This window comes from Amphritea sp., from assembly GCF_050300915.1.
Classification (GTDB): domain Bacteria; phylum Pseudomonadota; class Gammaproteobacteria; order Pseudomonadales; family Balneatricaceae; genus Amphritea.
The window spans coordinates 37,335-60,878 of sequence record NZ_JBNKYN010000011.1 but is presented as its reverse complement, the minus strand read 5'-3'; the positions used below and the strand labels follow the sequence as shown (position 1 = coordinate 60,878).

23 protein-coding genes are annotated in these 23,544 nt (G+C 50.9%); 4 read left to right on the top strand and 19 right to left on the bottom strand.

What is annotated here, in order from left to right:
• Positions 1-141: 141 nt before the first annotated feature.
• The 13 genes from rdgC to ccoN all read right to left on the bottom strand — a co-directional run bounded on the left by rdgC (position 142) and on the right by ccoN (position 12,861).
• A complete protein-coding gene (rdgC, locus tag ACQY8X_RS04880; RefSeq protein WP_428034024.1) occupies positions 142-1,056 on the bottom strand; it encodes a recombination-associated protein RdgC in 915 nt (304 codons plus the stop codon).
• Positions 1,057-1,213: 157 nt separating this feature from the next.
• Positions 1,214-1,756 (bottom strand): adenine phosphoribosyltransferase, encoded by a 543-nt coding sequence (locus ACQY8X_RS04875; RefSeq protein ID WP_428034023.1) that lies wholly within the window; start codon positions 1,754-1,756, stop codon positions 1,214-1,216.
• Positions 1,757-1,831: 75 nt separating this feature from the next.
• On the bottom strand, positions 1,832-2,611 hold the full coding sequence (fnr, locus tag ACQY8X_RS04870) for a fumarate/nitrate reduction transcriptional regulator Fnr (RefSeq protein WP_428034022.1): 780 nt from the start codon (positions 2,609-2,611) through the stop codon (positions 1,832-1,834).
• A gap of 87 nt (positions 2,612-2,698) precedes the next feature.
• A complete protein-coding gene (hemN, locus tag ACQY8X_RS04865; protein ID WP_428034021.1) occupies positions 2,699-4,090 on the bottom strand; it encodes an oxygen-independent coproporphyrinogen III oxidase in 1,392 nt (463 codons plus the stop codon).
• Between the two features lie 67 nt (positions 4,091-4,157).
• The gene (locus tag ACQY8X_RS04860) at positions 4,158-4,832 is read right to left on the bottom strand and encodes a sulfite exporter TauE/SafE family protein (protein WP_428034020.1); all 675 of its coding nucleotides are present in this window, start codon (positions 4,830-4,832) and stop codon (positions 4,158-4,160) included.
• Positions 4,829-5,032: a cbb3-type cytochrome oxidase assembly protein CcoS gene (gene ccoS / locus ACQY8X_RS04855; RefSeq protein WP_428034019.1), complete on the bottom strand. Its 204-nt coding sequence runs from the start codon at positions 5,030-5,032 to the stop codon at positions 4,829-4,831. Before ccoS ends, ACQY8X_RS04860 begins: the two co-directional genes overlap by 4 nt.
• Positions 5,033-5,059: 27 nt before the next feature.
• The gene (locus ACQY8X_RS04850; protein WP_428034018.1) at positions 5,060-7,528 is read right to left on the bottom strand and encodes a heavy metal translocating P-type ATPase; all 2,469 of its coding nucleotides are present in this window, start codon (positions 7,526-7,528) and stop codon (positions 5,060-5,062) included.
• A 6-nt stretch (positions 7,529-7,534) separates the two neighbouring features.
• Positions 7,535-8,041 (bottom strand): FixH family protein, encoded by a 507-nt coding sequence (locus ACQY8X_RS04845; RefSeq protein WP_428034017.1) that lies wholly within the window; start codon positions 8,039-8,041, stop codon positions 7,535-7,537.
• 79 nt (positions 8,042-8,120) lie between these two features.
• A complete protein-coding gene (gene ccoG / locus ACQY8X_RS04840; RefSeq protein WP_428034016.1) occupies positions 8,121-9,536 on the bottom strand; it encodes a cytochrome c oxidase accessory protein CcoG in 1,416 nt (471 codons plus the stop codon).
• A 166-nt stretch (positions 9,537-9,702) separates the two neighbouring features.
• Positions 9,703-10,587: a cytochrome-c oxidase, cbb3-type subunit III gene (gene ccoP, locus ACQY8X_RS04835; protein WP_428034015.1), complete on the bottom strand. Its 885-nt coding sequence runs from the start codon at positions 10,585-10,587 to the stop codon at positions 9,703-9,705.
• A complete protein-coding gene (locus tag ACQY8X_RS04830; RefSeq protein WP_428034014.1) occupies positions 10,584-10,787 on the bottom strand; it encodes a cbb3-type cytochrome oxidase subunit 3 in 204 nt (67 codons plus the stop codon). The genes ccoP and ACQY8X_RS04830 overlap by 4 nt, the downstream gene beginning before the upstream one ends.
• Positions 10,788-10,792: 5 nt before the next feature.
• The gene (ccoO, locus tag ACQY8X_RS04825; protein WP_428034013.1) at positions 10,793-11,413 is read right to left on the bottom strand and encodes a cytochrome-c oxidase, cbb3-type subunit II; all 621 of its coding nucleotides are present in this window, start codon (positions 11,411-11,413) and stop codon (positions 10,793-10,795) included.
• A gap of 17 nt (positions 11,414-11,430) precedes the next feature.
• Positions 11,431-12,861 (bottom strand): cytochrome-c oxidase, cbb3-type subunit I, encoded by a 1,431-nt coding sequence (ccoN, locus tag ACQY8X_RS04820; RefSeq protein ID WP_428034012.1) that lies wholly within the window; start codon positions 12,859-12,861, stop codon positions 11,431-11,433.
• A gap of 375 nt (positions 12,862-13,236) precedes the next feature.
• On the opposite strand from ccoN, the gene ACQY8X_RS04815 reads away from it, so the two are divergent.
• Positions 13,237-13,848, top strand: a complete 612-nt coding sequence (locus tag ACQY8X_RS04815) for an alpha/beta family hydrolase (protein ID WP_428034011.1) — start codon at positions 13,237-13,239, stop codon at positions 13,846-13,848.
• Positions 13,849-13,859: 11 nt separating this feature from the next.
• Positions 13,860-14,924 (top strand): 23S rRNA (cytidine(2498)-2'-O)-methyltransferase RlmM, encoded by a 1,065-nt coding sequence (gene rlmM, locus ACQY8X_RS04810; protein ID WP_428034010.1) that lies wholly within the window; start codon positions 13,860-13,862, stop codon positions 14,922-14,924.
• 83 nt (positions 14,925-15,007) lie between these two features.
• Here rlmM and ACQY8X_RS04805 read toward each other — a convergent pair whose 3' ends face one another.
• Positions 15,008-15,289, bottom strand: a complete 282-nt coding sequence (locus ACQY8X_RS04805; RefSeq protein WP_428034009.1) for an antibiotic biosynthesis monooxygenase family protein — start codon at positions 15,287-15,289, stop codon at positions 15,008-15,010.
• Between the two features lie 154 nt (positions 15,290-15,443).
• On the opposite strand from ACQY8X_RS04805, the gene tusA reads away from it, so the two are divergent.
• Positions 15,444-15,683, top strand: coding sequence for a sulfurtransferase TusA (gene tusA, locus ACQY8X_RS04800; protein WP_428034008.1), 240 nt, complete (start codon positions 15,444-15,446; stop codon positions 15,681-15,683).
• 80 nt (positions 15,684-15,763) lie between these two features.
• The gene (locus ACQY8X_RS04795; RefSeq protein WP_428034007.1) at positions 15,764-16,213 is read left to right on the top strand and encodes a ProQ/FINO family protein; all 450 of its coding nucleotides are present in this window, start codon (positions 15,764-15,766) and stop codon (positions 16,211-16,213) included.
• 69 nt (positions 16,214-16,282) lie between these two features.
• On the opposite strand, the gene ACQY8X_RS04790 is transcribed toward ACQY8X_RS04795, so the two are convergent.
• The 5 genes from ACQY8X_RS04790 to ACQY8X_RS04770 all read right to left on the bottom strand — a co-directional run bounded on the left by ACQY8X_RS04790 (position 16,283) and on the right by ACQY8X_RS04770 (position 23,358).
• Positions 16,283-18,217, bottom strand: coding sequence for a bifunctional diguanylate cyclase/phosphodiesterase (locus ACQY8X_RS04790; RefSeq protein ID WP_428034006.1), 1,935 nt, complete (start codon positions 18,215-18,217; stop codon positions 16,283-16,285).
• 31 nt (positions 18,218-18,248) lie between these two features.
• Positions 18,249-18,821, bottom strand: a complete 573-nt coding sequence (locus tag ACQY8X_RS04785; protein ID WP_428034040.1) for a transglutaminase-like cysteine peptidase — start codon at positions 18,819-18,821, stop codon at positions 18,249-18,251.
• Between the two features lie 230 nt (positions 18,822-19,051).
• On the bottom strand, positions 19,052-20,128 hold the full coding sequence (locus ACQY8X_RS04780) for a DUF3080 family protein (protein ID WP_428034005.1): 1,077 nt from the start codon (positions 20,126-20,128) through the stop codon (positions 19,052-19,054).
• Positions 20,104-21,486 carry an MATE family efflux transporter gene (locus ACQY8X_RS04775; protein WP_428034004.1) on the bottom strand — a complete coding sequence of 461 codons (1,383 nt, stop codon included), beginning with the start codon at positions 21,484-21,486 and terminating at the stop codon, positions 20,104-20,106. Before ACQY8X_RS04775 ends, ACQY8X_RS04780 begins: the two co-directional genes overlap by 25 nt.
• Positions 21,487-21,615: 129 nt before the next feature.
• Entirely contained in the window at positions 21,616-23,358 is a 1,743-nt protein-coding gene (locus tag ACQY8X_RS04770; protein ID WP_428034003.1) for a PHA/PHB synthase family protein, read from the bottom strand.
• Positions 23,359-23,544: the final 186 nt, after the last annotated feature.

Sequence of the window (23,544 nt, the reverse complement as noted above, 5' to 3'; positions counted from 1 at the left end):
TGATAATCGCTTTAAATAGTAAGCGTCATCTTTGATTAAGCGGCTACCGGTTACAAAATAACAGCGGCGGATGGGGGGCTGATCGGTCGATAAAAAAACCGGACAGCTGTCCGGTTTTCAGTGCTGCACCCGGGGTCAGTATCAGGGCCGCTGTGCTTCGCCGCCAAACGCTTCGGTGAGTGCCGGAATCAGACGGGTCAGCTCCAGAGACATCTGGACAAACTCGGCATCAAACTGGGCAAATGCTTCATCGGGGCTGTCCTGGTCGAGTTTCTCTTTCAACTGATCCGACAGCTTAATTCGTTTAATGCACAGATCATCCTGAAGAATAAAGTTAAGGCTTTCCTGCCATTCGAGGGATAGTTTCACCACCCGCTTACCGGCCTCCAGATGATGACGGATCTCGTCACTATCAAGATCCTGGCCTTTGCAACGGATGACACCGGTTTCCACCGCACTGTCGCGGAGTTCGCATTCGTCCATTGGCTCCAGGCCTGCGAAGCGGCCCTCAGGGTGCTCCAGCCAGCCAGACATGACTGCAGAGGGGGATTGGTTAACATCGGGAAGAACGACCGGCAGAGAGCCTAACAGGCTGCGCAGATGGCTGAGCAGTTCTTCCGCCCGCTTGTGGCTGCTGGCATCGACAATCAAAAGGTTCTGTTGCGGGGCGATCAGTGCCCAGGTTGTCTGAAACTTGCTGAATGCCCGGGGCAACAGATCCAGTACGATCTCATCTTTGAGCTGATCCTTCTCTTTTTTATAGACTTTACGTGCCTGTTCCTCTTCGATCAGTTTGACCCGGTTATCCAGTTGCTGACGAATGACCTGGGAGGGGATGATCTTATCCTCTTTTTGTGCCGCGATGAGCATATAGCCGTTACCCGCATGCACCAGCATATCGGACAGACCACTGCTGGGGCTGACCCAGCCAAAGCGGCTGAGTTCCTGACTGCCACATGGGGTAAAGGCTTTCTCACTGAGTTTCTCTTCAAGGGCTTCGGGGGTATATGTGAACGGCTGTGTAAAACGGTAAAAGATGGCATTTTTGAACCACATAAGATAAGCCCTTAATAACAGATAAAAAAAGAGTGGCTATTGTAAAGAGATAAACGAGCGGCGAACAGGATTGATCTGCAGATTGAGTGGGTAAACATTATGAGAGATCAGACAGGGGAGGCTGGGGAAACCCGGAAAAAGTTCCCCCGGTGACGCATCAGAGGCCTTCGTATGCCAGCAGGGTGTACACTGGAATACCGCTTTGCTGGATCAGCTCAGAGCCTTTCAGATCGGGCAGGTCGATCAGTGCAGCGGCTTCATAAACCTCAGCGCCCAGCTCTTTGATGATGGTGCTGGCCGCCAGAATGGTGCCGCCAGTAGCGATCAGGTCATCGAAGATTACTACTTTGTCGCCTGCTGCGACGGCATCAACCTGCATCTCAACCGCAGCAGTACCATACTCAAGGGCATATTCGCGGTGGATGGTTTGGCCGGGTAGTTTGCCTTTTTTGCGCACCAGTACCAGAGGGATGTTTAACTGGTAGGCGATAATGGAGCCAAACAGAAAGCCGCGGGCATCGATACAGGCGATATGGGTAATCTCAGTACCAATGTAACGCTGAATGAAGGCGTCGGCGATCATCCGCAACGCCTTAGGGTCTTTAAACAGTGGGGTGATATCTCTGAACATTACCCCGGGTTCTGGCCAGTCCGGAATCGTGCGCATAACGGACTTGATATAACATTCATCGAAACTCATCAGTAGTACCTTAAAACTGTGGGGCTATAAAAATAATACCCGCAGCAGGCGGGTATTTTTCAATTCTGACCGGGATCAGGTGTGTGGACAGCTTTTCTCATCGCATGGCTGCATATCCTGAGACTCGCCGGACAGACTGTAGATCTCTTCCAGGTTGCTCAATTCGATCTCTTTTCCGTCCACCCGAACCAGCTCCATTTTCTGGAAGCGGGTAAAGATACGGCTAACGGTCTCGACCGCCAGGCCGAGGTAGTTACCGATCTCATTGCGTGACATTGACAGGCGGAAGTGGGTTGCTGAGTATCCCCGTGCTTTGAAACGGGTTGAGAGTTTTACCAGGAAGGTGGCGACACGCTGCTCAGCATTTTTCTTGCTTAACAGCAGCATCATCTGCTGATCGTCACGGATCTCTTTACTCAGGGTACGCAGAATCTGACGACGCAGCTCGGGCATCTGCCCGGATAGCTCATCGAGTCGTTCAAACGGTATTTCACATACAGTGGTGGTTTCCAGCATCTTCGCGGACACGGGATATTGCTCACTGTCAAAACCACTCATACCAACCATTTCACCAGGGAAGTAGAAGCCGGTGATCTGCTCTTCGCCTTCGTTGGTGAGGGTATATGTTTTAATGGTGCCCGCACGGATGGCGTAAACGGATGAGAATGGTTCGCCCTGATGAAACAGGTGTTCACCTTTCTTCAATGGCCTGCTTTTATCAATAATATCGTCCAGCCGGTCCATCTCTGTCATGTTCAGGGACACGGGTAAACATAACGAACTCAGGCTGCATGTGCTGCAATGAACCTGCCTTAAGCTGTGTAGTTTCCCTTCAGATGCCTTATGGTTGCCCATAACTATGTCCTGTTTTCGTTGTATTAATAGACTTTGCTTGCCGTTGATTATCTACTAAATCACAGGCAGGGTGAAGTATTTCCCGAATCAAATGATTCGGGAAAACCCTTTTGTCGGTTGCTGTTTAGGAATATAAGCGTCAAATGCCATACATATCCGGCGGATCAGCAGGCGTCCCGCCGGGGTGACTTCGATGCTGTTTTCGCTGAGTCTGACCAGGCCGTCTCCGGTAAATCGCTCCAGTTCCTGTAACTCTTCCGCAAAATACTCAGAAAAATTGATACCAAACTGCTGTTCTATATCGGCCATATGCAGTTGGAAGTGGCAGATTAGCTGGGTGATGACCGCCCGGCGGATGCGGTCATCCAGGGTCAGAGTAACACCGCGTTTGATAGCAAAGTAATGATCGTCAACCGCGCCGGTGTAGGCGCCCAGGTCGTGCTCATTCTGATAATAAACATCGCCGATCTGACTAATTGATGAGACCCCCATCGCCACCAGATCACAATCGCTGTGGGTGGTATATCCCTGGAAGTTACGGTGTAGTTTGCCGTTCTGCTGTGCCAGTGCCAGCTCGTCATCGGGTTTGGCAAAGTGATCCATACCGATATAAACATAGCCTGCATCACACAGCTTGTTGATGGTGGTTTCCAGAATCGCCAGCTTGGTTTCCGGGCTGGGAAGATCTTCCGCTTTGATATGGCTCTGGGAGCGGAAGCGATCTGGCATATGGGCATAGTTGAAGACGGAAAGCCGGTCCGGACTTAGCTCAATAATGCTGTCCAGTGTTTTAACGAAACTGTCGAGGGTTTGGTGAGGCAGGCCGTAGATCAGGTCGATGTTGATGGAGCGGAAACCCAGACGACGGGCCTCATGGAGCACATCGGCGATCTCTTCAACGGGCTGAACCCGGTTGACCGCCTGCTGTACTTTCAGCTCGATATCCTGTACGCCAAAACTTACCCGGTTGAAACCAATATCACGCAGCACTTTGAGCTTTTCATGATCCACTTCACGTGGGTCGATTTCGATAGAGTAGTCACCGGAATCGTCATCTAATAGTTTGAAGTTTTCCCGCAATTTCTGCATCAGTTCAATCATCTGCTCATTGCTGATGAAGGTTGGTGTGCCACCACCAAAGTGGAGCTGTTCAACAGTACGGTTATCTGCATACCAGTCAGACAGCTGCGCCATCTCTTTATACAGGGTGTCGAGGTAGGGCTGCGCTTTTCTACGGTTGCGGGTGATCACCTTATTACAAGCACAGTAATAACAAACATGCGCACAGAAAGGGATATGAACATAGAGCGATAGTGGTGCGTTATGGTCAGCGGTTTGCTGCCCGGTGCTTACCAGGTCGGCAGCAGACAGTTCAGGGTCGAACTGTATCGCAGTAGGGTAAGAGGTGTATCGGGGACCGGACAGATCATAGCGGCGGATCAGATCTAGATCCCATTTAATCAGATTATTCTGCTTCACAACATTTCTCACTTATACTGCAAAGGGACGATTATAGTGATTTTGTTCGTCCCAGTATTGATGTTTATCAAGCCAGACTTAAACCCAACCCCTGCCAGGGAATGGTATACAGGCCGAAGAGTACAATCAGTAGCCCGGCAATCGTCTGCGCTTTGCGGTTTTTTAGCAGTGCCTGTACCTGGTTTGCCAGCAATCCGGTTGCCAGCATCGCCGGTACGGTTCCCAGGCCAAAGCAGGCCATCAGCAGGGCGGATGTTCTCCAGTTGCTGGCGGTGGCGCTCCAAATCAGAGTGCTGTAGACCAGGCCGCAGGGCAGCCAGCCCCACAGGGCACCAAGTGCCATCGCTTGTAACGGGTTTTGTACTGGCAGGAGTTTACGGCTTAGGGGCTGAACATAGCGCCACAGTCGGTTTCCCTGCTTTTCCAGATAGGCCAGTGCCTTCCAGATCTGCGCCACATAGAGTCCCATCAGGATAAGGATTACACCGGCCAGACTGCGCAAAAACAGGGCGACATCCGGTGATCGGATCAGCCAGCCGATGCTGCCTAACAGAGCGCCTGCCAGAGTATAACTGGCGATACGGCCAACATTAAACCCCAGTAAAAGCACTGTCGGGTGCTGGTTTTTACGGTCTATCCCCATGGCCACAGCACTGGATATTCCACCGCACATGCCGAGGCAATGAGCGCTGCCCAGTAATCCTAAAAGTAGTGCAGTAAAGACTGAAAGTGGTTCTGTCATTGCTTTTCAGGTGGCTGGGTAATAGGTTTAGGCTGTTTGGCTTCGTCGGGGATGAGGTGTTCATCATCGTCATAGAGGATGCTGTGGGCTGGCGATTCCAGATCATCGAGCTGACCATTGTTGACCGACCAGAAAAAACCCCAGATCGCAATCCCGGCGAGAATAATAGCAATAGGAATAAGCAGGTAGATAATCGACATAGCAGTGCTTCACTCAGGTTGTTGTAGCTATTCTAACCGATCGGAGCGATCAAGTTTAGTTAAACGCAGCGCATTACCTACCACCACAAGGGAGCTGGCAGACATGCCGATGGCGGCCATCCAGGGGGCGATCATACCTGCAGCGGCCAGAGGCAGTGCAATCAGGTTGTACAAAATGGCCCAGCCGAGGTTCTGGCGGATGTTAGCCCGGGTGCGTTTAGCCAGACGTAGCGCTTGCGGCAGGCGCATCAGTTCGCCAGATATGAGCACCGCATCGGCGTTGGTTTTGGCCAGATCGGTCGCAGACCCCATGGCGATAGATGTCTGAGCCCCTGCCAGTACCGGTATATCATTAATACCGTCTCCAACCATGACCAGCTGAGCACCGCTATCCTGTAACTGTTGAATATGCTGTAGCTTTTGTTCCGGGCTGACGCCAGAGATAACTGTGTCGATCTTTAACTGCCGGGCGATATGATCCACGGCAGCGGAGCTGTCACCGGTGAGCATCTGCACCTCAAGCCCCATTTTTTGCAGTTGCTGCACCATCGTTGAAGCCTGCTTCCGGGCCGGGTCATTAAGGCCGAACCAGGCCAGGGGCTCGGCTTCGCTGGCGAGCAGCAGCCATTGTCCCTGGCTGTCCGGTGCGTCTTCGAAATCCAGTAATGTCCCGCAGAACTGACTGGCGAAGCGGGGCTTGCCAATGAAAAAGCGCTTGCCTGCAACATACCCCTCGAGTCCCAGGCCAACATGATTCTGCAGTTGCTCAGCGGCTGTTACCTTATCCAGGTGACTGGCCCGGTGGAACGCTCTTGCAATCGGGTGTTCTGAATGGGCCTCCAATGAAGCCGCAATATCCAAACAGGCCTGAATACTCAGATCAGCAAGTGGGAGGGTGCTTTGCAGTGACAGGTTACCCTCGGTGAGGGTGCCGGTTTTATCGAAGACGATATGGGTTGCCTTTGCCAGACTCTCTAATACATGCCCACGGGTGATCAGCAGACCATGCTGGCGTAATGTGCCGGTGGCTGCGGTCAGTGCTGTTGGCGTTGCCAGTGACAGGGCGCATGGGCAGGTGATCACCAAGACGGAAAGGGTAACCCAGAAAGCATGGCCTGGATCTATCTGCCACCAAACCACGGCAACGGTGGCGGCGATAATCAGCACTGCAGTGACAAAATAACCGGAGACGGTATCAGCCAGCCGGGCAACCTTAGGTTTCTCTTCGTGCGCCCGTTCCAGTAAGCGGACGATGGATGACAGCTGTGAACTGGCACCAACCTGCGTCACTTCGAGATCTATCGGGTTCTCAACATTGATGGTTCCGCCGACCACCCGGTCTCCTGCGTGTTTGGTTAACGGCAGGTATTCGCCGGTCAGTGCGGATTCATCAATGCTGCTACTGCCTTTAAGAATCACACCGTCTGCTGGAATCGTGTGGCCCGGTTTAACCAGAATATGATCGCCCTGTTGCAGTTCATTGGCGGCGACAATTCTCTCCCCCTCATCAGTATAAAGGGTCGCGCTGGCAGGCAGAAGGTTGAGTAGCGCGTTGCCCGCTTTTCCAGTTCGGTGGCGCGCCTTCATTTCGAGGAAACGGCCGATCAGCAGGAAGAAGGTAAACATACTGACCGAATCGTAGTAGACCTCACCGCTGGCGGTTACGGTTGCCCATATGCTGGCGATGTAAGCGCCACCGATGGCGATTGAGACTGGCAGGTCCATGGTCAGATGGCGGGTGCGCAGGTCTCGCAGGGCTGCCTGAAAGAAAGGTCTGGAGGCGTAAAACACCACTGGCGTTGCTAATACCAGGCTGGCCCAGCGAATGAAGTTCTCATAATTGGCTTCGAGGCTAGCCCCTGCACCGGTATAGAGTGCTACGGCAAGCATCATTATCTGCATTGTAAAGACCCCGGCGATGCCGAGTCTGCGCATCGCACGTTTGGTCTCCTGCTCCAGTAATTGCTCCTCTTTGTCGGGATGATAGGGGTGGCCCTGATAGCCGATGCTATGCATCGCGATAAAGATTTCGCTCAGCTTGATGCGGTCGTTGTCCCACTGCACGCGGGCGCGGTGATTGGTCAGGTTGACACTGGCTAAGACAACGCCATCGAGAGCACGGATGTGATGTTCCAGCAACCAGACGCAGGCGGCGCAGGTAATTCCTTCTATCACCAGCGTCGCTTGGCGGGTGCCGTCAGGCAGCTCAGCAACAAAATGTTTTTGCACACTACTGTGATCATAAAGCTCGAACTCTGCCCGTAGCTGTTCGTTTGCACTGATCGATTCGGGGGAGGTTGCCTCTGCAGTACGATGTTTATAGTAGTTTTCCAGGCCGCCATCAGCAATCACCTGGGCCACCGCCTGACAACCGGGACAGCACATCTGGCGTGGTTGTCCCGCGATAATGGTGAAAAACTGGCTGCCGGTGGGGATGTCGAGGCCGCAGTGATAGCAGCCCTGACGTTCGTTCAGGTTACCTTCAGAGGCATTCATCACAGCTTACTGATTACCAAATAAAAAACTTTGCTGGTCGTAAGGGGGTTCAACTTCCTTGATCAACTGCCACTGTTTATCGGCCGGGCTGATGATCAGTTTCCGGTTGCCGTTGAGAGTTGTTTGTAACTCACCGACATAGTGACCGGGTTTTAACTGGCGCAGCGTGGTTGTTATATCCAGACTGGCTTTGGTTGGGTGACCAATGGTGAGCTGCAGCTGTCCTGGCAACGGTTCATTTTTTGAACTGCTAAGCTCAAGATTAATATCACCGGTGATAGTGTCAAAGCGTAGCGTCGCACTCAGGCCGAGCCTGGCCGCTGCTTCTTTCAGACGGTTATCTTCATGAAACGATTTAGCCTTCTTCGTGTATTCTTCCAGCACCACGCCATCATTAGTGACGATCGAAGCGGTGATGTACACACTGGAGTAAAGTACCGTGGCAATTAACGGGGCGATAATAAACCACAGCCAGGGTTGTTTATACCAGGGGCCGATAGGTTGCTCAGTCATATGTTTCCTTAAAAAGAAATAGCTGCTCGGAAGTCAATCCGGCAGCTATTCTAACTCAGTCAAATGGGGGAGGGTAGGTTTAACGCTTTGCCGGACCGATAAAGCGGTTATCCTCTTCCACCAGAATGCCCTTATCATCCAGTGCCTGAACGCGGAAGGTAATATCGTAGTTCGGACGCTCAAGGAAGCGAGGGTCAGCTTGCAGACTGATGGGGTGATCCAGCAGTTCGCCAGAACGGATCAGCACCTCACTGTCTCCTGCCATTGTAATCCCTTCTACACCACTTACTTCGATGCTAAAGCGATGGTCAGTCTGTGACTTATTGGCTAGTTTGAGAGTATAAACGTTTTCGATCATGCCGTTTGATGCTTCAACATAAAGTTGACCCCGGTCACGGATAATATCCACTTCAAGAGGCACGCGGTTATAAAGGGTAACGCTGAAAGCGATAAACATAGCGCAGATGGCAATAAAGTAACCGATCAAGCGTGGCCGCAGGATATGGGTTTGCCCCCCGTTCAGAGCGTGCTCAGTGGTATAGCGAACCAGGCCGCGCTCATAACCCATGCGGTCCATAATATCGTCACAGACGTCGACACAGGCGCCGCAGGCAACGCACTCATATTGCAGTCCATCACGGATATCGATGCCAACCGGGCAAACATGGACACAGTTATCGCAGTCGATACAGTCGCCCAGACCTTCGGCTTTATAGTCGACCCCTTTCTTACGCTTGCCACGATTTTCGCCGCGGATATTGTCGTAGGAGATAATCAGAGTGTCCTGATCAAACATAACGCTCTGGAAGCGGGCGTATGGACACATATAGATACAGACTTGTTCGCGCATCCAGCCAGCATTGGCATAGGTAGCTACTGTGAGAAAGCCGATCCACCAGGTTTCCCATGGGCCCAGATTCCAGGAAAACACTGCGGGTGCCAGTTCGCGAATTGGGGTGAAGTAACCGACAAATGCGATAGCCGAGGCGGCTGCGATAAACAGCCAGATCGCATGTTTGGCTGCCTTACGGGCGATTTTTTCACCGCTCCAGCCGGCTTTATCCATCCGCATTCTTTGATTGCGGTCGCCCTCTGTGATCCGTTCAGCCCAGATAAAGAACCAGGTCCAGACGAATTGAGGACAAGCATAGCCACACCACAGACGGCCAGCGAATACGGTGACGAAGAAGAGGGTGAACGCAAGAATAATCAGCAACCAGGAGAGCAGCATAAAATCCTGGGGCCAGAAGGTGAAACCAAATACATGGAATTGTCGGCTTGGCAGATCAAATAAAACAGCCTGATGACCATCCCATTGAATCCAGGAAAAACCGTAAAACATTACCAGCATCATAAAGCCGGATATTGTGCGAAAGTTCTTAAAGAACCCTTTGTAGTACTTTACATAGATGTGTTCCCGTTTGGCATAAAGATCGAAGTTCTCATCGCCTTTATTGCTTTTTGGGGTCACGTCCTTTACTGGTATTTGATTCATACCATTCCTCACCATCAAGTAGTCGAAATACCAACACCAAAACCATCAGATATAAGGTTTATTAGTGAATTTGAATATTATACGCAGTTTGAGGCAGTAGTTAAGCTGCGGTGAAAAAAAAGGCGATATGATTTTCACCATATCGCCTTTTTCATTGATCTGAACCTTACTTGTTAGAAAGGCTGTACACGTAAGCGGCGATCAGAGTGATCTTGTCATCGCTTAGCAGATCTTTGTGTGCTGGCATAACGCCGTTACGACCGGTACGGATGGTGTGGCTGATCTGCTCGAAAGAGCCGCCATACAACCAGGTGTTGTCGGTCAGGTTTGGTGCGCCCAGAGCCTGGGTTCCCTTACCATCAGCGCCGTGACATGCAGTACACAGAGCCTGGAACTGTTGCTTACCGCGAGCGGCCATCTCTGCATCGTGCTCTGCACCGCTCAGTGACAATACATAGCTTGCCACATCACGAACACCTTCTTCACCCAGTACTGAACCCCAGGCTGGCATTGCACCCTGGCGACCATTGGTGATTGTCTGCTTAATAGTGGCAGGTGCGCCACCGTACAGCCAGTCACCGTCAGTCAGGTTAGGGAAGCCGTGTGCACCGGCACCGGTAGCGCCGTGACACAGAGAGCAGTTGTTAGCAAACATCCGCTGACCGATTTTCAGACCATCAGGCTGGTTCTGCAGATCTTCAACAGACATCGCTGCGTATTTTGCAAATACAGGTTTGTACACCTCTTCAGCATGTGCCATCTCTTCTTCGTACTGACCTACAGAGGTCCAGCCGTAAAAGCCTTTTACGTTAGCCAGACCGTAGAGGCCGAGATAGGCGATACCAAAGATAACGGTAGCCACAAACATCTGAAACCACCAACCCGGAAGTGGGTTGTCATACTCTTCGATACCATCAAAAGAATGTCCCAGAGTTTCCTCTGTCGCTTCCTTGTGTGGTTCGCTCTTACGCGTGGCAAGCAGTAACCAGGAACAACCCAGAATAACTGCCAGGGTAATTGCCCATACCCATGCGTTCCAAAAAGCACTCATCTTTCATTTCTCCCGTTATTGGTCATATCAGCACTTGCAGAGTCTTCACTGGCAGGGCTTTCATCCTCGTCAGCGAAGGGTAGTTGTGATGCATCCTCAAATCTTTTTCGGTTACCCGGTAATAACACCCAGATAAACAGCCCGATAAAGGTGATTATCATCACTGCTGGCAGATAGGGACCATAAACTTCGTAGCTCACTCGAATTACCGCTTGTTGGTATATTGAGAGTGGGTTTTACCAAGTGCCTGTAGGTATGAAACCAGGGCGTCAATTTCTGCCTTGCCTTCTACCTGCTCACGAGCCTTACTAGCATCTTCCTCGGTGTATGGAACACCCAGTTTAGCCAGAACTTGCATCTTGGCAGCCGTATCCGCACCAGACAGTTTGTTTTCAAACAGCCATGGATAAGCGGGCATCTTGGACTCCGGTACTACATCACGCGGGTTGTACAGGTGCGCGCGGTGCCAGTCATTACTGTAACGTCCACCTACACGGGCCAGGTCAGGACCGGTACGTTTTGAACCCCACAGGAACGGGTGTTCCCAGACGAATTCATTGGCAGTTGAGTAGTGACCGTAACGCTCGGTTTCTGCACGGAAAGGACGGATCTGCTGTGAGTGACATACATAGCAGCCCTCACGGATGTAGATGTCCCGGCCTTCCAGTTCCAGCGGAGTATAGGTGCGCAGACCTTCAATCGGCTTGGTAGTCGCATTAGCGAAGAACAGAGGTACGATTTCAGCAAGACCACCGCCACTGATTACCAGGATAATCAGCAGGATCATCAGGCCAATGTTCTTTTCAATCGTTTCATGTTTGATCATTTTCTATGCTCCTATCCTTAAGCTGTCTGTGCAGACGCATCAGCTGCAGGAGCTGTGCTGTCTTTACGAACAGTCTGCCATACGTTGTATGCCATCAGGAGCATGCCGGTCAGGAAGAATGCACCACCCAGAGCACGAACGAAGAAGCCCCAGTGGCCTGCTTCAAGTGCTTCAACGAAGCTGTAAGTCAGGGTGCCGTCCTCGTTAACTGCACGCCACATCAGACCCTGCAGGATACCGTTTACCCACATAGAGCAGATGTACAGAACTGTGCCGATAGTTGCCAGCCAGAAGTGGGTGTTGATCAGACCAACACTGGCCATCTGTGTTTTACCCCAGAGTTTAGGGATCATGTGGTAAACAGCACCGATAGAGATCATAGCAACCCAGCCCAGAGCGCCCGCATGTACGTGACCGATAGTCCAGTCAGTGTAATGAGACAGAGCGTTTACGGTCTTGATAGACATCATCGGACCTTCAAAGGTAGACATACCGTAGAAGGACAGAGAAACCACCAGGAAGCGCAGGATAGGGTCAGTACGCAGCTTGTGCCATGCACCAGACAGAGTCATCATACCGTTGATCATACCACCCCAGGATGGTGCCAGCAGGATCAGAGACATCACCATACCCAGCGTCTGAGCGAAGTCAGGCAGAGAGGTGTAGTGCAGGTGGTGACCACCAGCCCACATGTAGGTTGCGATCAGAGCCCAGAAGTGAACGACAGACAGACGGTACGAGTAGATTGGACGTTCAGCCTGCTTCGGTACGAAGTAGTACATCATGCCCAGGAAGCCCGCAGTCAGGAAGAAACCTACCGCGTTGTGGCCATACCACCACTGAACCATTGCATCAACAGCACCTGGATATACAGAGTAGGACTTGAACAGAGTAACAGGCATCGCTGCGCTGTTAACAATGTGCAGTACTGCAACTGTCAGGATAAATGCCATATAGAACCAGTTACCCACGTAGATGTGAGATGTTTTACGCATCTTCACAGTACCCAGGAACACGATAGCGTAGGCAACCCAGACAACAGTGATCAGCAGGTCGATTGGCCATTCCAGCTCGGCATACTCTTTAGACTGAGTAAAGCCCAGTGGCAGGGTAATCGCTGCGCTCAGAATAACCAGTTGCCAGCCCCAGAAAGTAAAGGCAGCCAGTTTGTCAGAGATCAGACGGGTTTGGCTCGTACGCTGTACGACGTAGTAAGAGGTTGCGAACAGTGCGCTGCCTCCGAATGCAAAGATAACTGCGTTGGTGTGCAACGGACGCAAGCGACCGTAAGTCAACCAGGCAGTATCAAAGTTTAGTGCAGGCCATACTAACTGGGATGCGATTAACACGCCCACGGCCATTCCGACGATGCCCCATACCACTGTCATGATGGCGAATTGACGCACCACCTTGTAATTGTAGGTTGGGTGTTCAGCTGCTGTGCTCATATCAGGCTCTCATCAACAAGCTATTAGAAAGGTTTAGAAAGTAAATTTCCGCTGGCTATTATGTGGAAACAGCGGCCACATTTCAATGCGTCAACGGTATTAGTTGCGACATAGTGCCGCAGTTTAAAATGGGGAAAATAGCGTGATTTTAAAAAAATATTTGTTTGTATTAATCTTATAACTTATTGAATCTAAATAATTATATTGGTTATGTTGTTTTTGAATATGCTTATGTGTAATGGCCTTTAGTAGCGTTTTTGGTAAAGGTTGACGCAGATCAAGCCAGTATCAAAAGTTACTAATTTGTCTTTTGTTGATGTGGATCAAGCAGTATTTGGCGCATAATCTGCCGCATTTTTGATCAGGAGTGAAGTAATGATTGTTGAAGGCAGGGCAGAAAAGGGGCGTATTTTACTGGCCCATGGTGCCGGTGCGCCGATGGATAGTCTGTTTATGAATCAGATTGCCCGTGGAATTGCGGCTGGCGGATTTGAAGTTGTCAGGTTTGAGTTTCCCTATATGCAACAGCGGCGAGTGGATGGTAAAAAGCGTCCTCCAGACCGTCAGCCGAAACTACTGGACTATTTTACTCAACAGATAGAGCAGTTTTGTCAGGATGGTCAGCCACTCTGGCTGGCAGGTAAGTCAATGGGTGGGCGGATGGCGACAATGCTGACAGAACATCCCGCCGTGGCAGGCTGTTTAGTCTACGGCTATCCCTTTTATGCCCCGGGTAAGCAGGATTCCCCGAGAATTGAACATCTGCTCTCTGTTACTAAACCGGTACATATATTCCAGGGAAGTCGTGATGCAATGGGCCGAAAAGAGGTGGTTGAGGCATACAGACTCGCGCCTGCAGTACAGCTGCACTGGCTCGATGATGGTGACCACGACCTTAAACCCAGAAAAATATCCGGAATTACTCAGGACGAACATATCGCTGATGCAGTAGAATCCTCGCTTCGAATTATTAACAGTCAGTTGTGAGGTAGCGCCCTGTGAATCACCTTTTACTCTATTGTCGTCCGGGCTTCGAAAAAGAGTGTGCGGCCGAAGTACGTGAGTTGTGTGAGCAACAGGGTATCTATGGTTACTGTAAGCTTGAAGAAAACAGCGGTTACGCTCTGTTTGTCAGCCATCAGCCGGATGGGGCTTCCCTCGCCCTGGAAACCCTGCGGTTTCATGACCTTATCTTCACCCGTCAATGGATTGCTTGTCTGCCAATCGTCGAGGGTATTGATACTGAAGATCGGATTGGTTCCTTAATTGGGCCGGTGAGTGGCTTGCCAGAGTGCGGTGAGCTGTGGGTTGAGCCTGCCGACACTACCGAGGGGCGTGAAATGCAGCGCTTCTGTAACAGTTTTGGCTCAGCGTTCAGTCAGGTGTTGCGCAAAAAAGAGATTCTGCAGCGCAAGGCGGCCCACCGGATGCATATTTTTGCTCTTACAGGGAGCAGCTTCTATATCGGTTACGCACCGCTGGCTAACTCAGCACCCTGGCCGATGGGCATTATGCGGCTGAAATTTCCCAATCAGGCCCCCAGCCGTTCCACTCTGAAGCTTGAAGAGGCGTGGCACTGGTTTATACCTGACAATCAGTGGCATCAGTATATCAGTAGTGGCAAACGTGCGGTCGACCTGGGGGCCGCGCCCGGTGGCTGGACCTGGCAGTTGGTCAATCAGAATATGTTTGTCACGGCGATTGATAACGGTCCGATGGCTGAATCACTGATGGAGACCGGACAGGTGAAACATCTGATGGAGGATGCCTTCACCTATCAACCGCATAAAGCGTTTGACTGGATGGTGTGCGATATTGTTGATAAACCAACCCGGGTGATAAAGCTGATGACGCAGTGGCTGGTGGAGGGCTGGTGTCGTGAAACCATTTTTAACCTTAAGCTGCCAATGAAACAGCGTTACCCTGAGGTGAAAAGTTGTCTGGAATATCTGCAAAACGCCTTAAGCGATGCCGGAATTCGCTATCAGATCGCCGCTAAGCATCTCTATCACGACCGCGAAGAGATTACTGTACATGTCCGGCTGCTGGATTATCAGGGCTAGCGGGCGGATCGTTTCATCCGTGTGGCCAGACCCTCGGCTTTTTTAGCGGAGGGCCCGTTGGCGTAGCTTCCTTCTGATGCGGTTTAGTGTTCCAGAATGGTTATTTTCTCTTCTGCTTCGAGCATCGGCATGATCGCTTCCATGATCTGCTTACGCTCTTCAGAGAGATGCCAGCGCTGCCAGTCTTGTATCGTACGAAAGGTTGCCATGACCACCCGGTGGTTAGGACTATTCACATTTTTGAGGGATTCTCCTGAGATAAAACCATGGGCTTGCATCGCTAGCTGTAAGGTATTGCGTGCAGCTTTCTCGTAGTGTTCTGCCAGACCGTCGGCAATATGGCGTTCAATCAGTACTCGAATCATCTTTGCTCTCCGCTAACTGAATAAATTTATTCTTATTTATTTCAATATAATAGCACTGTTGAAGCGGGTAAAATGTTATCAGATAAAAAGATGGGTTTTTCTATACCTCTGAATTTGCGACAATATGTCTCCTGATGTAGTCGAGGTGGAGTAGATGGTTGAAGTTAAAGCGGATCAGGAAATGGATGCGACAGGTCTGTTCTGTCCGGAACCGGTTATGCTGTTGCACAACAAAGTACGGGAAATGGCGATTGGTGAGGTGTTGCATTTAACCGCAACAGACCCATCCACTCAGCGTGATGTACCAAAATTCTGTACCTTTCTGGGCCATGAACTGATTGACCAGAAAGTAGAAGATGATCGTTTTTTTTACCTGATTCGTAAAGGTGAGTAGTCTGCCTATTCCGCGTCAGGTATGAGTGTTTTTAAACAGGCCCGGTGGGCCGATAGATAAATGGTTGAGAGAAACTTACTGTGACAGCAACAGATACTACGGATAAATCAAAATCCCGTACCCGCTCAAAAAATCGGGCAGCTAACCAGGCAGCGTTACAGTTGCTGTGCGATGCTTATCCGGAGGTTTTCAATCGCGAAAATATGCGGCCGTTGAAAATCGGGATACAGGAGGATCTGGTTGCTGATGAAAAATTGGCGAAGAATAAGATCAAACGGGCGCTGGCTTCCTATGTGCGCTCACCCTACTATTTTCGCAGTCTGAAAGAGGGGGCTGAGCGGATCGGTCTGGATGGTCAGCCGGCGGGTACTGTTACTGAGTCTGAAGCTGAGCATGCCAAGCAGCAGTTGAAAGAGATCAATAAGCTGCGACAGCAGAAACAGCAGGAAGCAAAGGTACAGCAAAAAGTTAAGGAGAAGGAAGAGCGCCTTAACAGCAAGCTGGAGATGTTGCTGACTAAGCGTGGTTAATCACGTTTAGTATAAAAAAACCGCCAGCAGGCGGTTTTTTTATCACTCAGCATTTTGCTGTCGCCAGGCTCAGAGCTGTTCAGGCTTGCCGTGAATCCATCCCTGGGAGCCGTCAACTTCGAGCTGCCGCAGAGCCTCTAGCTGGGTATCATGCTCCACATGCTCCGCATAGGCTTTGATATCCAGGCTGTGAGCGACAGTCACCAGACTTCTGACAAAGAAGCGGTCTTCGGCACTGCTGTCCAGCTCCCGGATTAATGAGCCATCTATCTTGATGTAATCAGGATGTACGGTGTACAGATAGCTGAAGCCTGCCGGGTTGATGCCGAAGTTATCGACGCCGAACTGAACCCCCGCCTGTTTTAGTTGGTCACGGAAAAGTGCAACCTGGCTAAGGTTATTCAGCACTGAGGTCTCATTGATCTCTATACAGAGCCGATCGACGCCAGAAACCTTTTCTGCCGCGCTGATAAGCCATTCACAGAAGGTGATATCCCGGACAGAGTCATTACTCAGATTTACCCCGAGGCGCATATCCGGATTATTTTGCAGTAGCTTTATGGCCGATTGTAGCACCGACCTGTCCAGGGCTGACATCAGATTTAACTGTTTCACCACGCTGATAAATTCACCGGCCATGCAGGGTTGGTTGTCCTGATTGAGAATACGCGCGTAGAGCTCCTGATGGATGATCTCCTGGTTATCTGATAGCTGTTTTACCGGCTGAGACTGTAAGAAAATATCGCCCCGGCTGATGGTTGCGCTCACATGCTGGTGCCAGTTATTTTGAGCTTCACTCGTGTCGTTGCTCTGGCAGTAGATGGTTGCGTTTTCTTGGCGTGCTTTATCAGTTGCTTTGCGAGCGTTGGCCAGTAGTTCTTTGGAGTTGCTTTGCTCTGAATAGGCAGATGCGCCAAGGAAGAAAACCTTGTTTTCAGGTGTGTCGCTCAACCGGCTATAGGTGTCCTTAAGGTTGTCAGCCAGCTTGCTCAGCTCTCTCTGGAGCTGATCCGGGTCGGTAATGTCACTGAGCAGAACAAACTCTGAAATACTGATACGCCCGATCACCGGTTCATCCGTCATTCGCGACAGTGTTTTGAGCTGATCGGCGCAGGCACGAATAAAGTTATTGGTCTTCTCCATACCAAGCTGAGTATTAAGCTGCTGCAGATCGACTATTTGCAGGTGAATCAGGTTGCCCTGACCAAAATCCTTGCGATAATCGATGCGTTCGTTCAGTTGAGTAAAGGTTGCGCGCTGGTTGGCCACCCCGGTGAGATCATCCTGATAGGCAGTGCGGCGTATCTCTTCGATGTTCTTCGCCTGTTCGTCGAACATGGTGCGTACCCGGCGAACCATCATATTCATTGCCAACACCACCTGCTTTAACTCGCGGGTGCCGGGTATGCGGCTCTGTTCGATATACTTTTGTTGCGACAGGGCCATCGCCTGTTCTTCGACCCCCTTCAGCGGGTTAAGTATGTAACGCATCAGCAAGCTGATAAAAAACATGCTGAAAAGGGCAAGGACAACAAACCAGACAAAGGTGTTCTCGGTTCCCCGCCATAACTGTTCGTATGCGTAGCCTGCGCGGCTCTGAACGAAAATAGAACCGACTTTCTGCCACTGGCTGGTGATCTCCCGGGTCATCTCCGGTGGGGTGATTTCCACCAGGTGGATAAACCATTTAGGGACATTGTCGCTGATCTGAGCATCGGTATTTTTGATAAACAGCGGTTGGTTTTCTGCATCAACTACGCGGATCTGTTGATAGAAACCGCTGTCAAAAATTGCATTTACCGTGGTTTCAATCGCAGCGGTATCCCGTTCGGCCATATAGGGGGCCAGATAGAGTCCGAGGTGGGTCGCGGTATCCTGTCCGTGGGACTCAAGTTGATGGATGAGCATCTCTTTGGAGCTATCTGACATCAGATATACCGTGCCAGACGCCAATCCGATCAGCACGGCTAAAACGGCGGCCATTAACTGATTAACGATAGACATGTTTGCTTCCTCATCTGCTTATTTATCAGGATTAGAAATCCTGCTTCTCCATTCGTGATTGAAGTTGTACCCAGGGCTTCAGCTGATCCGACGTACCTACGAGTGTACTGCGGCGACCTTTTTTCGATAGCCAGAGGTTATCGCCGTTAAAACTGTAGACGTGTTGCAGGTCCGGGCGCCGGTTTGCGGGTTTTATTTCGGCTATCAGATTATCCAGTATCAGCGGTGTTGACTGGGGGGTGGCATAGTAGGTTAACACCATATGTGCCTGATTGAGCCGCAGTGCCTTAACATAGGCGATACTGAGTTTTTCTATCGGGATACCGACCTGCCGCAGGGTATAGTATTTGGCGATAGAGAAGTCTTCACAATCGCCTCCGTTGGTGATCAGAAATTCAACCGGGCTGGCCCAATAATCTTTTTGGTGCCAGTGGATGATATCATCGACAAACTCCATCTGATTGAAAAAACGGTTCACCCGGTGAAGTTTTTCATCTTCGTCGAGGTCGCTGATCTCTTTGATCAGGTTCTGCCAGCTTTGCAGCCGCCGTTCGGCCATCTCACCATACTTCTGCCCCAGTTTTTTAATCTGGGCGTCAGACATCAGCACGCTGAACTCAGGAGCGGCGATGAGTGTATAGGTGAGTGATAACAAAATCAGACCTATAAGCAATCCCAGGCTGGATGACAACCGGCCTGCAGAAGCGTTTCTGGGTCTGTACTGGATATCTCTGGACACGGTTAACCGTTTAAAAAATAAAGAGTAACTTTATTGTTTCACAGCTGCGATGACAACACCTGTGTTATTTACTCAAAATGGTGTTTGCCAGGAAGCTAACTGCCGGGCATCAGGTTGCACTGACTGAGCAGGCGCTGCCAGGCCTTTGTATGGCGGTCTCTTGCTTGGGTGTAGTTTTGCCAGAGAGGGGCGTCGGTGGCGATAATCTGCGCCTGATAACCGAGCATAGCATCGGGAATATCGCTAAAGTTAAGCAGCAGTCGACGGTTGAGTGCCAGCCACTCCCGGCCTTCCCGGTCGACTCTGGCCATATAGGGCTGCAGTTCGCCTGCATAGTATTTGTTGAACACATTTTTCACTATCAATGCTTTGGGTGTTGCTTGTTTATTGAAACAGAGTGGGCGTTGCCCGAGTCTCTGTTCAATCACCCCGGCGGTGTGATTGAGGGTGTAGGTGATCAGATACAGAGATCGCAGCCAGCGACTACCGAATCGCAGGGTGGAAAGTGCCTGGTAATGGGGTTCCAGCTGGTCAAGATAGTCCGGTTCTGTCCAGGTTGTCTGATGGGGATTGATCTTGTTGTTCAGGGCGGCAATACGGTTGAAAATCAGCATCGCCTGGCGGCTCTGGCTGAAACCGTCATCATCGGTCAGCGGTAGTGGCGGTTCAGAGCGAGAGAAATTTCGCTCTATCGCCTCGCTGGTAAAGATACCGTTCCACAATGCTGCTTCAAAGTTAGCCTTTTTTATACGAAAAATTTCATCGACCTGCTGGAGTAGTTCAGGATCCGCGTTTGTTTGAGCCAGTGTTTGCTGACACTGGCCCAGCCGGAAGAGCAATCTGATCTCATACACCATCTGCCGGGAGGGCTGCATCACCTTTCCCAAGGAGCTGTTGCGCTCGGCGATCAGATTAAGGAGCTGGCAGTGACGCAGGTTAAGCACCTCAATCAACCCCTGTCGCAGATCGGTGACTGGCTGAATCCGTTCTCTCCGCAGAGGATAGGGGGGCAATGCTAGCGGTATATCAAGTTCCAGCTCTGCATCACTATCCAGACTGTTAGCAACGCGGTTACTGTAGCGCTCCAGCATCGACTCTGCCGGGCGCTGATCGCAGCCTTGCAGCAGCATCAGCGCCAGCAGAAAACTCAGGAGTTGGTGGGGATATCGCATTGTCGTTTAATCTGTCGGTAACGCAGTAACAACAGTGTAGCACCGACACTCAGACCCGCTATCATCCCCAGCCAGAAGCCTTTTGCGCCGCAGGCGGGAACGATAAGGTCAGTGAGGCCGAGAATATATCCCAGGGGTAAGCCGATCAGCCAGTAGGCGGTGAATACAATCAGCAGCGGCAATGTGGTGTCTTTGTGCCCCCTTAAGATGCCTGCACTGGCCACCTGAAGGGCATCCGGTATCTGAAAAATAGCGGCAATCAGCAGCAGGCTACTTGCCAGTTTTATTATTTCGCCATCGCTACTGTAGAGTGAGGCGATCTGCATGGACAGCAGGGCGATCAGTGAGCAGGAGATAACCGAACTGCAGCAGACGATAGCATATCCGCTAATTGCAGTAGTTCTTGCGGCAGCAGGGTCTTTGCGGCCAACGCACTGACCGATGCGAATGGTGAGCGCCATGGCGATGCTCAGGGGGATCATAAACACCATGCCGGTAAAACTCAGGGTTATCTGGTGGGCAGCAATGACATTTTCACCCAGGCGGGCAATCAGCAGGGCGATCACGGTAAACATACTGACTTCGATCAGCAGAGTGATGCCAATAGGCACACCGATTCTCAGAATGCTGAAAAAGTATTTTGCTCTGGGCCGCGGTGGAGTGATGAGTTTCAATCTGCGAAAGTGGCGCGAGTAATGCAGATAGCCGCCAGCAGTTAATGCCATAATCCACATCACTATGGTGGTCGCCCAGCCGCAGCCGACACCACCCAGTTCAGGAAACCCAAGTTTGCCATAAATCAGTAGGTAGTTAAGGGGGATATTGCAGAACAGGGCAAACAGACCAATCTTCATCAATGGCTGGGTTTTCCCCAGCCCCTCTGAATAGCTACGGGCTGTCTGGTAAAGTATCATGCCTGGCACCCCCCAGGAGAGGGCGTCGAGATAGCTGAGGGTTTTCTGTTTCAGGCTGCCGCTGACCTGCATCAGGTCGAGAATTGGAGCCATGCTTCGCAGTATCAACCAGGCGGCCACACCGGCAATGAGGGCGATCAGGACGCCCTGATGAAAGATCAGCCGGGTTCTGCGTAACTGATTACTGCCAGCATGGTTGGCTACCATCGGTGTGAGTGCCATCAGAAGACCGCCCAGGGAGATTACCACGGGCAGCCAGATGCCTGAGCCTAAAGCAACTGCGGCAAGGTCCTCTGCGCTATAACGGGCCGCCATCAGCGTATCAACAAACCCCATCGCGGCTTGTGACAGCTCAGCAATCAGGATTGGAATCGCCAGGGCAAGAATATGGCGGCTTTCACGAACGGAGGGTAACGTTCGGTTTATCACAGTGGTATGGCTCAAAGGAGTGCTTCTAAAGAGGTCAATTTAAAATGATGGCTTCAGGGCTATCCGGTATCCGGTGGTGGCCAGGCAGCAGGAAATAAAAAAGCCGGGACACAGGCCCCGGCTTATTATCGGTGGTTATGGAAATTAGTCAACGCGACTTGCAACATAACGCCCGGGAGCCGGTTCAATAACCTTGAATTCAGCATTGCCCAGCTCTTTGGGAGCATCGACTTTTTTACCGGCCTTCGGTTTCAGCCATTTAGACCAGTTTGGCCACCAGCTGCCCTCCTGGCGTTCAGCGGTTTCCAGCCAGTGATCCGGACCCTGGCCCAGTTCACCACCGGTCCAGTAGTTACGACGGTTCTTAGACGCGGGGTTAATAACTCCGGCAACGTGACCGCTGGCTCCCAGTACGAATTCGATCTTGCCCTGCATCATCTCAGTACCTTTGAAAGTACCTTTCCATGGCGCAATGTGGTCTTCGATTGTCGAGAGGAAGTAAACCGGAATCGTGATATCGCGCAGATCGATTGATTCGCCGCAGATCGTCAGACCACCCGGTTGTGCCAGTTTATTGTTGATGTACATCTCATTAATGTAGAAGTTATACATCTTCGCTGGCAGGTTGGTTGAGTCTGAGTTCCAGTAAAGGATATCAAATGGGGCCGGGTTCTGACCTTTAAGGTAGTTGTTGACGACATATGACCATACCAGGTCGTTTGAGCGCAGCATGTTGAATGCTGTTGCCAGATTACGACCATTCAGCAGGCCTTCGTCATCGACTTTCTGGGTCAGCTGTTTGACTTGCTGCTCATCGATGAAGACGCTCAGATCACCTGGGTCAGTGAAGTCTGTCAGTGTGGTGAGGAAGGTTGCTGAGGCAACAGATTCATCCTTGCGTTTAGCCATAACCGCCAGAGTAGAGGCCAGAATCGTGCCGCCGATACACCATGAAACGCAGTTGATCTTGTCCTGACTGGTGATTTTCTTTACCGCGTCAATTGCTTTCAGAGTGCCGTTTTCAACATAGTCATCCCAGGCCAGTTCGCGCTGCTCAACGGTAGGGTTAACCCAGGAAACCAGAAATACGGTTTGGCCCTGATCTACACAGTACTTAACGTATGAGTTATGTTCCTGCAGATCCATGATGTAAAACTTGTTGATGCAGGGAGGCACGATCAGCATTGGCCGGCTGTATACCTGCTCGGTCGAAGGCTCATACTGAATAAGTTGCAGCATTTCATTTTCGAAAACCACTGACCCTTTCGATGTCGCTATGTTTTCACCGAGGGTGAAAGCACTCTCATCTGTCATGGTGATGCGGCCTTTCTCCACATCCCCCAGTAGATTCTGCAGCCCATCAACCAGACTTTGTCCCTTGGTTTCCAGTGCCTGTTGTAAAACTTCCGGGTTTGTCAGCGCAAAGTTGGTTGGTGACATCGCGTCAGTATACTGCTGAGTATAAAATTCCAGTTTTTTCTGCTCGCTGTCGCTAAGTTTTGCGTTTGCAGCCATGTCGTTCAGCAGGTTAGAAGTCAGCAGGTAGGACTGTTTAATATAGGAAAAAACCGGGTTCTGGCTCCACTCTTCAGCCGCAAAGCGGCGGTCGCCTTTTTGTGGTTCAGCGATCGGTTTTTCGACCGCCTTGCCTGTCAGGATGTTCTGCCACAGGTTAATTTGTGCCTGTTGATAGTCAGTAATAGCACGTACCCAAACGGATGGGTCTTCAAAAGAGCGTGCAGCAAGTTCGGTCCAGGACTGGGTGAATTTTTTGAACAGATCGTCACTGTTACCCTGAGAATACATCTCCAGAACTTTTTTGCTTTCCTGATTCAGATAATTGATAAATTCTTGCGGGTTAGAGAGCATGTTGCTGTTGTTTTCCATAAAACTGCCTTCTTTCTGAAGCCTACCTGGGTAAGCGGTGCCAAGTTCTGTGGTGGGCTACCGCAAATGGATAAACGGCTATAGTTTTTATAACTGCTTGGATCGCCATGGGACTGGTTCTGAACCCGGAATAAAATGACTAATGCTCCAGCAGAGACCCTGAGCATAGACAACTTGATGCGGCGC